Here is an 11,161-nt window from a genome sequence, read left to right on the forward strand (position 1 = left end):
TTTATTGCTTACGGTTTTTCACTGCCCACTCTAGTAAACATCCCTCTGATAACGGCGCTCAAGGCGAAGTTCACTCAAAAACTCATCGGCCTGTTCGGCAGTCATACCACCTTGTTGTGAAATGAGATCCAGCAATGCCTGTTCTACATCTTTTGCCATACGATTGGCATCTCCACAGACGTATAAATGTGCGCCCTCCTGGATCCAACGCCAGATTTCTTCACTCTGCTCACGCAATTTGTCCTGGACGTAAACCTTATGCTGTTGATCACGTGACCAAGCCAAATCAATGCGAGTCAATAACCCCTCTTTGACATAACGCTGAAATTCAACCTGATACAAGAAATCTTCTACAAAATGGGGATTACCAAAGAACAGCCAGTTTTTACCTTCAGCGCCCTGATGATCTCGCTGTTGTAAAAACGCTCTGAATGGTGCAATCCCTGTGCCGGGGCCAATCATAATGATTGGCGTTTGAGGATCAGCAGGTAAACGGAAGTTATCGTTATGCTCGATAAAAACACGGATACTGTCATCTTCTTGTAATATATCCGCCAAATAGCCCGATGCTCCGCCAGTACGGGTTCGTCCTTCTATGTCATATCGAACAACACCAACCGTAATATGCACCTCATTTTCGACTTCATCTTGTGAGGAGGAGATGGAGTAAAGCCGCGGGGTTAGGGGGCGCAATATATCGATAAATTGTTGTGCTTCAGGACGCAAAACTACTTGCCTGACCATATCCACAATAGGTGTTTTTTGTGCGTATTGCTGTAGTGCCGGTTTATCAGTGACTAAAGCAAGCAATTTTTCATCTTTCGTTAATGCAGCATATTTTTCGACAATGACTGCCGTGTTTTGAGTCAATTCAATATGGCTGCTCAGAGCCTCACGCAGAGTCAATGACTTTCCATGCGCATTGACAGGTTCAGTTCCTTCCAGACAGAGCAAGTTAATCAGTTCATCGACTAATGCAGGATCGTTTTCAAACCAAACACCCAATGCGTCACCAGGCTGATAATGCAAGCCTGCATTCCCCAAATCAATTTCAATGTGGCGGACATCTTTATCAGAGCCACGACCCGTGATTTTTTGGTTAACTAACAAAGAGGCGGTTAGCGGAGTTTCTTTGGTATAAGGACTGGTGATAACTTCACTGGTAGCCCTCATTTGAGCTGTCGTTGTAGCTGTATCAGTCGAGGTCGGTACACGCTGTTTTAAGATATCCGTTATTTGTTGACGCCATTGGGCTGCTACGTCCTGATATTCCACATCAGCATCAACACGATCCAATAACCGCTGTGCACCTAATTCACTCAGGCGGCGATCAAAGTCTTTACCCGCCTGACAGAAGTGTTCATAAGAGGTATCCCCCAAACCAAACACAGCGTAAACCGTCTCGTTCATCGGAGCTGCTTTTTTGGAGTGCAAATATTTATAGAGTGCTACGGCTTCTTCGGCTGGCTCACCTTCACCTTGTGTCGAAGCAATAATAATCAATACCCGTTCTTTTGCGAGCTGTTTGAATTTATAATCACCAGCATTAACTAAATTCACATTCAGCTTTTGTGTCAGTAAAGCATCTCTGAGTTGTTCCGCCAAGCGACGAGCATTACCCGTCTGAGAAGCAGAAATCAATGTTACCGTTTCCTGTTCGGGAACAGTTAGTGCGGGTGCCACAGCGTTGGCTTGTGGCTGTGAATTTAACATTCCCCAAAAATAGCCTGATAACCAAGCCAATTGATGCGGAGAAAAATCACTAACCGCAGATTGAAGACGTGACAATTGTTCCATAGAAACAGGTAATAATGCAGTTGAAGGTGGTTTTGCGGTCATTATCCAGAGCCCTTTGCGATAGCCAATATCCACGATTAACAATCATCATAAACATGGATTAATCATAAGGTTATCCCAAAACTGATACTGGAATTAAAGAAAGGTTTGCAATATCTAATAACTAAATTACCTAACTTTATTTACAGATTTAATATATCGATAAAGTTGTTAAACACTGGATTTTATTTCTACAGAAAAATCACGTTAAGCCCGAAAGTTCAGGTAGAATAGCCGGCCTTTTGAAATCAGGAAAAAGTATTATGAGCACTACCATCTTTAAAGATTTTCAATTTGAAGCGGCGCATCGCCTGCCACATGTTCCTGAAGGGCATAAATGTGGCCGTCTACATGGGCACTCATTTATGGTACGTCTGGAAATTACCGGTGAGGTTGATCCCCATAGCGGATGGCTCATGGACTTTGCCGATGTAAAAGCTATTTTCAAACCAATTTGGGAACGGCTCGATCACCACTACCTCAATGAGATCCCTGGTCTGGAAAATCCAACCAGCGAAGTTCTGGCCAAATGGATCTGGAGAGAGTTAAAACCCACTTTGCCACAACTCAGTGCCGTCATGGTAAAAGAAACCTGTAGCGCAGGTTGTATCTATCGTGGAGAGTAAAACATTCAGCACCAGGTGTTGGTGCTGAATGCATATATAAAAATTCAATTCACATCAGGCGATATTTAAGTATTTGTGTGTCTGCATGGAAAAACGCCAGTTACGGGCAATGCAGGTTTCAATACATAAACGAGTAGCTTCCTCTTTCTGGCTGATAGGCTGTAAAGCAATAACCGGCACATTATCTTCATTAAGCATGGCCAATAGTTCGTCTAATGCTTCAATATCGCGCTCCCGACCGACAGGATGTTTAACTTCGTTTGCCCGTTTCATAGCTTCTGGCAAGACTTTATATCCACCACGCATTTTCACTTTTGGTGAAACTGTTACCCAAGTTTTATCAGAACAATAGATTGTATGCGTGCCACTGGTCTCTATCTGACACTGGTAACCCTCTCTTTCCAGCGTTTCAGTTAAGGGGCGTAAATCGTACAAGCACGGCTCTCCACCAGTAATAACAACATGACGTGCCGTGTATCCTTGGCGAGTGAATAAATTAATAATTTGCCGTGGCGTTGCGACTCCCCATATATCGCTATCCTGCGATTTCACCAAGATGTTTTCCATCGGCTGCTGCTTATCAGTCTTTTTTTCCCAAGTATGCTTGGTATCACACCAACTGCACCCTACTGGACATCCTTGTAATCGAATGAAAACAGAAGGAACACCGGTAAATACCCCTTCCCCCTGCAAAGTCTGGAACATTTCATTTATTGGGTAGATCATAAAAAAACTCTGGTTTTAATAAACTGCCCGTTATTATTACAGATATCTATCCCGCGAACATCCATCTTTATGGTATGGTACGAGGTTGCTTTTACTGGCATTTGACGCCAGACACGGCATTGTATGCCTGAAATAGCGTATGCCTGAAAATACTCTCTGGCATGAAAGATAGATGGGATTAACGAATGCAAAACAATGAAAATCAGCTTAAACAGGGCCTGAGTGTGAGGCATATCCGCTTCATGGCTTTAGGCTCTGCAATAGGCACAGGGCTGTTTTATGGCTCAGCAGCCGCAATTCAACAAGCAGGCCCTGCTGTATTGCTGGCCTATGTAATCGGCGGTGCTGCCGTATTTATGGTGATGAGAGCACTTGGAGAAATGGCCGTTCACCATCCTGTTTCCGGTTCCTTTTCACAGTATGCTAGCCATTATCTGGGGCCATTAGCCGGTTTCCTGACTGGCTGGATCTATGTTCTTGAAATGCTGTTTGTTTGCCTTGCTGATATCACTGCATTCGGCATGTATATGAAACTTTGGTTTCCACATGTCGATCAATGGATTTGGGTTCTGAGTATCGTATGTTTCATCGGGGCGCTAAACCTATGCCATGTGAAAATTTTCGGTGAAATGGAGTTTTGGCTTTCTATCGTTAAAGTTACTGCCATTATTGCCATGATCATTGGTGGCCTGGTAATTATGATCTATGGTTTTGGTCAATCGACTGAACATACTACAGGTATCGCCAATTTATGGGAACATGGTGGTTTTATGCCAAATGGCATTAGTGGTGTGATTGCCTCATTTGTCATTGTGATGTTTGCTTTTGGGGGGATAGAAGTTATTGGTATTACTGCCAGTGAAGCTAAAGATCCGGTAAAAACGATACCTAAAGCCATTAATGCTGTCCCATTCCGTATTTTGATCTTTTATGTCCTGACCTTATGTATTCTGATGTGCATCTATCCATGGAATCAGATTGGCCAGAACGGAAGCCCATTTGTACAAATTTTTTCTAATTTGGGCATTAGCTCAGCCGCAAATATTCTGAATGTTGTTGTGATTACTGCTGCTATTTCAGCTATCAACAGCGATATTTTTGGTGCCGGACGAATGATGTACGGCATGGCTCAAGAAGGGCAAGCGCCGGAGTCATTCAAAAAATTGACCAGTAATGGTGTTCCGTGGATGACCGTTCTGGTCATGATTACCGTGTTGCTACTCGGTGTATTGCTCAATTATCTGCTCCCTGATGATATTTTTATCCTTATTGCGTCAGTTGCAACATTCGCAACAGTCTGGGTATGGCTGATGATTTTACTTTCTCATGTGGCTATGCGTCGTAAGATGAGTGTAGAAGAAATCAAGACCTTAAAATTCCCAGTACCAATGTGGCCAATAGCTCCTGCAATTACGATTGTTTTCATGAGTGCAGTCATTTTGTTACTCGGCTTTTTCGATCAGACAAGGGATGCCTTATATGTAGGAGTAGGTTGGGTGCTTGTTCTAACCCTCGCGTATTTTTTCGGTGTGAAGAAAAAAATAGCCATGCCCCATCTTTCTAACCAATAGAGCTTACCTTCAAAAACGCCGGTATTCTTCCGGCGTTTCCCCTGTTTTCGACTCCCTACGTCAATTATCTATGTACACTATAACGAAAACCTGACTATAAGCGGATTGTGATCAGAAGCGACGGTCGTTAGAACTGTTGCACTCAGAACGTTTAACTCACGGTAAAAAACAAAATCTAAGGGTTTACCAAATACAATCGTTCGGTGATCATCATTAAAATAGACTTCTTTTAGCCCCATACGTTGCGCAAAACGCTCCAGCACTTTAAACCGCCGACGACTCCAGGCATTAAAATCACCAGCAAATATCACCGGACCATCATGCATACCGATATAGATACCAATGTTATTCAACTGCCGGCTGTAAACATCAATACCAAAGCTGAAATTGATGGCATGTACGTTACCCACCATTAATTGTCGACCATCAGATAAAGGATAAATTGTAATAAGTGATGATTTTGAAAGCCTGATTATCGGTTCTTTTTCCCGTAATGGGCAACAGTAGATGGGGGAAGCTGAAGCTAAGGTCATCACACCTGATGGATGTTGGGGGATAGCAAATGCAGGTACTTGATCTGCAATCAAACCACTGGCTGCAACAAATTTCAGTAAATCAGGTGTCGTTTGTGCTTCTTGCAGTAAGATAAGGTCACTCTTCTCAATTAAAGAGGCTAAGACATTTTGCCATAATGGACGTTGCTGCTTATGAATATTCCAAATGGCAACAGAAAATCCGCTATTATCGGCAAGAAGGGGCTCTCCATGTGGTAGTGAGGTTTTTTCAACTAACTGTTTCAAAACAGGGAAAACCTGCTCTACAGGTTGTCCGGCAACATATCTCACAGCATAGTTCTTTTGCGTGTGATTTTTTTTCGCACGGATTTTTCTTACGTAACTATTTCGTATCAAGTGGCCCCCAACCTACCTCAATGTTATCTCCTCCATTAATATGACATCTCAATAACCGATTGCAACTTCTGCCACAAGAAATTCAACAAATAGCAAAAAACCCCTGGAGATTTCTCTCAGGGGTTTATCTAAATACGGTGGCGGTGCGGACGGGACTCGAACCCGCGACCCCCGGCGTGACAGGCCGGTATTCTAACCAACTGAACTACCGCACCACCGAATTGCTTTTTCCATGTTGCCTTTCATACCGGCAACATCTTTAAATTGATGTCTGGCAGTGCCCTACTCTCGCATGGGGAGACCCCACACATCCTGTGTTCAATCCCGAACAAGCTGACGCCCCGTTTCAGGGCAGTCTTTTATCTGAAACCTGCGCTTTCTTCTCTCTCAAAACCCGCAAAACCCCTTCGGTGTTGTCAGGTTAAGCCGCACGGTACATTAGTACTGGTTAGCTCAACGTCTCGCAACGCTTACACACCCAGCCTATCCACGTCCTGGTCTCGGACGGCCCTTCAGTATCCTCAAGGGATAAGGGAAGACTCATCTCAAGGCAAGTTTCCCGCTTAGATGCTTTCAGCGGTTATCTCTTCCGCACTTAGCTACCGGGCAGTGCCATTGGCATGACAACCCGGACACCAGTGGTGCGTCCACTCCGGTCCTCTCGTACTAGGAGCAGCCCCTTTCAATCTTCCAGCGCCCACGGCAGATAGGGACCGAACTGTCTCACGACGTTCTAAACCCAGCTCGCGTACCACTTTAAATGGCGAACAGCCATACCCTTGGGACCTACTTCAGCCCCAGGATGTGATGAGCCGACATCGAGGTGCCAAACACCGCCGTCGATATGAACTCTTGGGCGGTATCAGCCTGTTATCCCCGGAGTACCTTTTATCCGTTGAGCGATGGCCCTTCCATACAGAACCACCGGATCACTAAGACCTACTTTCGTACCTGCTCGCGCCGTCACGCTCGCAGTCAAGCCAGCTTATGCCTTTGCACTAACCTCACGATGTCCGACCGTGATTAGCTGACCTTCGTGCTCCTCCGTTACGCTTTGGGAGGAGACCGCCCCAGTCAAACTACCCACCAGACACTGTCCGCAACCCGGATAACGGGCCGGCGTTAGAACATCAAACATTCAAGGGTGGTATTTCAAGGATGGCTCCGTGCAGACTGGCGTCCACACTTCACTGCCTCCCACCTATCCTACACATCAAGGCTCCATGTTCAGTGTCAAGCTATAGTAAAGGTTCACGGGGTCTTTCCGTCTTGCCGCGGGTACACTGCATCTTCACAGCGAGTTCAATTTCACTGAGTCTCGGGTGGAGACAGCCTGGCCATCATTACGCCATTCGTGCAGGTCGGAACTTACCCGACAAGGAATTTCGCTACCTTAGGACCGTTATAGTTACGGCCGCCGTTTACTGGGGCTTCGATCAAGAGCGTCTCCTTACGGATAACCCCATCAATTAACCTTCCAGCACCGGGCAGGCGTCACACCGTATACGTCCACTTTCGTGTTTGCACAGTGCTGTGTTTTTATTAAACAGTTGCAGCCAGCTGGTATCTGCGGCTGGCTTTGGCTCCGGGCGCCTGTCCCTTCACCTAATGCCAGCGTGCCTTCTCCCGAAGTTACGGCACCATTTTGCCTAGTTCCTTCACCCGAGTTCTCTCAAGCGCCTGAGTATTCTCTACCTGACCACCTGTGTCGGTTTGGGGTACGATTCACTGTTACCTGATGCTTAGAGGCTTTTCCTGGAAGCCGGGCATCTGTCACTTCAGCACCGTAGTGCCTCGTCATCACGCCTCAGTGTTACAGATAACCGGATTTGCCAGGTTATCCCACCTACACGCTTAAACCGGGACGACCGTCGCCCGGATGACATAGCCTTCTCCGTCCCCCCTTCGCAGTAACACCGAGTACAGGAATATTAACCTGTTGCCCATCGACTACGCTGTTCAGCCTCGCCTTAGGGGTCGACTCACCCTGCCCCGATTAACGTTGGACAGGAACCCTTGGTCTTCCGGCGAGCGGGTTTTTCACCCGCTTTATCGTTACTTATGTCAGCATTCGCACTTCTGATACCTCCAGCAAACCTCACGGTTCACCTTCAGCGGCTTACAGAACGCTCCCCTACCCAGCAACATTAATATGTCGCTGCCGCAGCTTCGGTGCCTGGTTTAGCCCCGTTACATCTTCCGCGCAGGCCGACTCGACCAGTGAGCTATTACGCTTTCTTTAAATGATGGCTGCTTCTAAGCCAACATCCTGGCTGTCTGAGCCTTCCCACTTCGTTTCCCACTTAACCAGGACTTGGGGACCTTAGCTGGCGGTCTGGGTTGTTTCCCTCTTCACGACGGACGTTAGCACCCGCCGTGTGTCTCCCGTGATAACATTCTCCGGTATTCGCAGTTTGCATCGGGTTGGTAAGTCGGGATGACCCCCTAGCCGAAACAGTGCTCTACCCCCGGAGATGAGTTCACGAGGCGCTACCTAAATAGCTTTCGGGGAGAACCAGCTATCTCCCGGTTTGATTGGCCTTTCACCCCCAGCCACAAGTCATCCGCTAATTTTTCAACATTAGTCGGTTCGGTCCTCCAGTTAGTGTTACCCAACCTTCAACCTGCCCATGGCTAGATCACCGGGTTTCGGGTCTATACCCTGCAACTTCGCGCCCCGTTAAGACTCGGTTTCCCTGCGGCTCCCCTAAACGGTTAACCTTGCTACAGAATATAAGTCGCTGACCCATTATACAAAAGGTACGCAGTCACACCCGAAGGTGCTCCCACTGCTTGTACGTACACGGTTTCAGGTTCTCTTTCACTCCCCTCGCCGGGGTTCTTTTCGCCTTTCCCTCACGGTACTGGTTCACTATCGGTCAGTCAGGAGTATTTAGCCTATCACCTTACCGGCGCTTATCGCAGATTAGCACGCCCTTCATCGCCTCTGACTGCCTAGGCATCCACCGTGTACGCTTAGTCGCTTAACCTCACAACCCGAAGAAGTCTTCGGACTGGAGTTTTGAGAGACTCCTCAATAGTCGTCTTGTCGACATCTACTGAGTGTTTCAAATTTTCAGCTTGTTCCAGATTGTTAAAGAGCATCTATTTCACACTAGACTGATAAGTCTCAATCTATTCTGAAATCACATCGTCAAGAGTCGATCATGGTGGAGCTAAGCGGGATCGAACCGCTGACCTCCTGCGTGCAAGGCAGGCGCTCTCCCAGCTGAGCTATAGCCCCATTTATCACGTTACCGGCTTGCCGCCAATTCAAAAAAATTGGTAGGCCTGAGTGGACTTGAACCACCGACCTCACCCTTATCAGGGGTGCGCTCTAACCACCTGAGCTACAAGCCTGTGCCGATACCGTCTCTTTCTTCATCAGACAATCTGTGTGAACACTCACAGTTCACCCTCATAGGTTAAGGAGGTGATCCAACCGCAGGTTCCCCTACGGTTACCTTGTTACGACTTCACCCCAGTCATGAATCACAAAGTGGTCAGCGCCCTCCCGCAGGTTAAGCTACCGACTTCTTTTGCCACCCACTCCCATGGTGTGACGGGCGGTGTGTACAAGGCCCGGGAACGTATTCACCGTAGCATGCTGATCTACGATTACTAGCGATTCCGACTTCATGGAGTCGAGTTGCAGACTCCAATCCGGACTACGACAGACTTTATGAGGTCCGCTTGCTCTCGCGAGGTCGCTTCTCTTTGTATCCGCCATTGTAGCACGTGTGTAGCCCTACTCGTCAGGGCCATGATGACTTGACGTCATCCCCACCTTCCTCCGGTTTATCACCGGCAGTCTCCCTTGAGTTCCCACCCTAACGTGCTGGCAACAAAGGATAAGGGTTGCGCTCGTTGCGGGACTTAACCCAACATTTCACAACACGAGCTGACGACGAAGGCACGCCTCTGTCTCCAAAGGCTTCGCTGGATGTCAAGAGTAGGTAAGGTTCTTCGCGTTGCATCGAATTAAACCACATGCTCCACCGCTTGTGCGGGCCCCCGTCAATTCATTTGAGTTTTAATCTTGCGACCGTACTCCCCAGGCGGTCGATTTAACGCGTTAGCTCCGGAAGCCACACCTCAGGGGCACAGCCTCCAAATCGACATCGTTTACGGCGTGGACTACCAGGGTATCTAATCCTGTTTGCTCCCCACGCTTTCGCACCTGAGCGTCAGTCTTCGTCCAGGGGGCCGCCTTCGCCACCGGTATTCCTCCACATCTCTACGCATTTCACCGCTACACGTGGAATTCTACCCCCCTCTACGAGACTCTAGCCCACCAGTCTTAGATGCCGTTCCCAGGTTAAGCCCGGGGATTTCACATCTAACTTAATGGACCGCCTGCGTGCGCTTTACGCCCAGTAATTCCGATTAACGCTTGCACCCTCCGTATTACCGCGGCTGCTGGCACGGAGTTAGCCGGTGCTTCTTCTGCGGGTAACGTCAATCGCAAAGTGTATTCAACTTTACGCCTTCCTCCCCGCTGAAAGTACTTTACAACCCGAAGGCCTTCTTCATACACGCGGCATGGCTGCATCAGGCTGCCGCCCATTGTGCAATATTCCCCACTGCAATCGACGTGTCTTGCGAGTGCCCACACAGATTGTCTGATTAATTTGTTAAAGAGCAGGGAACCGAACATTCTCGGGTTCAGCCGGGCTGCGTATCTTACGCTTTTCGCCCGCAGAGTCAAGCGCTTATTCGCTTTCCTTCTGCCTGACCTCACAATGTTTATCAGCGTTGTGTCGGTCAGTGGTGGCGCATTATAGGGAGCAATGTCAGCATTTGGCCCCTTGTAGTTATCAGGGGAGATGTAAATTATGTCTCAATTGGTTCACGTACAAATATTCAAGATGGCTCTGTTTTGCATGTGACGCATAAATCTCCTGATAATCCAAATGGCTTCCCACTAATCATTGGCGAAGATGTCACCGTAGGTCATAAGTCAATGCTGCATGGATGTAAAATTGGAAATCGAGTCTTAGTTGGCATGGGTTCCATTTTACTTGATGGGTAACTATTGAAGACGATGTTGTGATTGGAGCTGCTGGTAAATCTAGTTCCTCCAGGTAAAAAATTAGAAAGCGGTTATCTGTACGTCGGTAGCCCTGCCAAACAAGTACGAAAACTAACTGAAGAATTGGAAGGGCTGCTTTATTCCGCGATAATTACGTTAGTTGGGAAATCTACTACCCATTTAACACAATGAGAAGTAAAGAGTAGCGTCCAAATTCATTATCATGCCCATTATAGATGGCTGTTTCAAACTCTTCTTCCAAGTCCCCAGTGATGTTGGCGAAACAAATCGAGTGGGTGATGATCCTTACCATAACGCTCGCTTATTTCATCAACTCATCATACATTCCACCAGCAAACCATCCACCATTGCGAAAATATCACCTTATTTTCTGCCTCATCCCACTCTTCACGATCAGGAAATTGAATTGATTGGTTCATACATGTAACTCCTGTCTTA

The 11,161-nt window shown here is 47.2% G+C and carries 5 protein-coding genes, 3 tRNA genes, 2 rRNA genes and 1 pseudogene; 3 read left to right on the plus strand and 8 right to left on the minus strand.

Annotation, left to right across the window (positions count from 1 at the left end; all coding sequences use genetic code 11):
* Nucleotides 1-30: 30 nt before the first annotated feature.
* Nucleotides 31-1,839: an NADPH-dependent assimilatory sulfite reductase flavoprotein subunit gene (cysJ, locus tag AAC852_RS03190; protein WP_340619774.1), complete on the minus strand. Its 1,809-nt coding sequence runs from the start codon at nucleotides 1,837-1,839 to the stop codon at nucleotides 31-33.
* 260 nt (nucleotides 1,840-2,099) lie between these two features.
* Between cysJ and queD the strand changes: the two genes are divergently transcribed.
* Complete coding sequence (gene queD / locus AAC852_RS03195) at nucleotides 2,100-2,462, plus strand: 6-carboxytetrahydropterin synthase QueD (protein WP_340619775.1); 363 nt, start codon at nucleotides 2,100-2,102, stop codon at nucleotides 2,460-2,462.
* 54 nt (nucleotides 2,463-2,516) lie between these two features.
* Here the strand turns inward: queD and queE are convergent, their stop codons facing one another.
* The gene (queE, locus tag AAC852_RS03200) at nucleotides 2,517-3,188 is read right to left on the minus strand and encodes a 7-carboxy-7-deazaguanine synthase QueE (RefSeq protein ID WP_340619776.1); all 672 of its coding nucleotides are present in this window, start codon (nucleotides 3,186-3,188) and stop codon (nucleotides 2,517-2,519) included.
* A 185-nt stretch (nucleotides 3,189-3,373) separates the two neighbouring features.
* On the opposite strand from queE, the gene AAC852_RS03205 reads away from it, so the two are divergent.
* Nucleotides 3,374-4,759 carry an amino acid permease gene (locus AAC852_RS03205; RefSeq protein WP_340619777.1) on the plus strand — a complete coding sequence of 462 codons (1,386 nt, stop codon included), beginning with the start codon at nucleotides 3,374-3,376 and terminating at the stop codon, nucleotides 4,757-4,759.
* 77 nt (nucleotides 4,760-4,836) lie between these two features.
* Here the strand turns inward: AAC852_RS03205 and AAC852_RS03210 are convergent, their stop codons facing one another.
* From AAC852_RS03210 to AAC852_RS03235, 6 genes are all read right to left on the minus strand, one after another.
* Entirely contained in the window at nucleotides 4,837-5,643 is an 807-nt protein-coding gene (locus AAC852_RS03210) for an endonuclease/exonuclease/phosphatase family protein (RefSeq protein ID WP_422824250.1), read from the minus strand.
* 165 nt (nucleotides 5,644-5,808) lie between these two features.
* Nucleotides 5,809-5,885, minus strand: a tRNA-Asp gene (locus AAC852_RS03215).
* 202 nt (nucleotides 5,886-6,087) lie between these two features.
* Nucleotides 6,088-8,660, minus strand: a 23S ribosomal RNA gene (locus AAC852_RS03220).
* A 178-nt stretch (nucleotides 8,661-8,838) separates the two neighbouring features.
* Nucleotides 8,839-8,914, minus strand: a tRNA-Ala gene (locus AAC852_RS03225).
* A gap of 39 nt (nucleotides 8,915-8,953) precedes the next feature.
* Nucleotides 8,954-9,030 (minus strand) — tRNA-Ile (locus AAC852_RS03230).
* A gap of 66 nt (nucleotides 9,031-9,096) precedes the next feature.
* A 16S ribosomal RNA gene (locus tag AAC852_RS03235) occupies nucleotides 9,097-10,400 on the minus strand.
* Together the 16S and 23S rRNA genes with 3 tRNA genes alongside form the textbook arrangement of a ribosomal RNA operon.
* A 62-nt stretch (nucleotides 10,401-10,462) precedes the next feature.
* On the opposite strand from AAC852_RS03235, the pseudogene AAC852_RS03240 reads away from it, so the two are divergent.
* Nucleotides 10,463-10,908, plus strand: a pseudogene (locus tag AAC852_RS03240) (gamma carbonic anhydrase family protein); the annotation flags it as partial.
* Between the last annotated feature and the right edge of the window lie 253 nt (nucleotides 10,909-11,161).

Origin of the sequence: Xenorhabdus siamensis (assembly GCF_037996745.1) — a bacterium.
GTDB classification, from domain to species: Bacteria; Pseudomonadota; Gammaproteobacteria; order Enterobacterales; family Enterobacteriaceae; genus Xenorhabdus; species Xenorhabdus indica.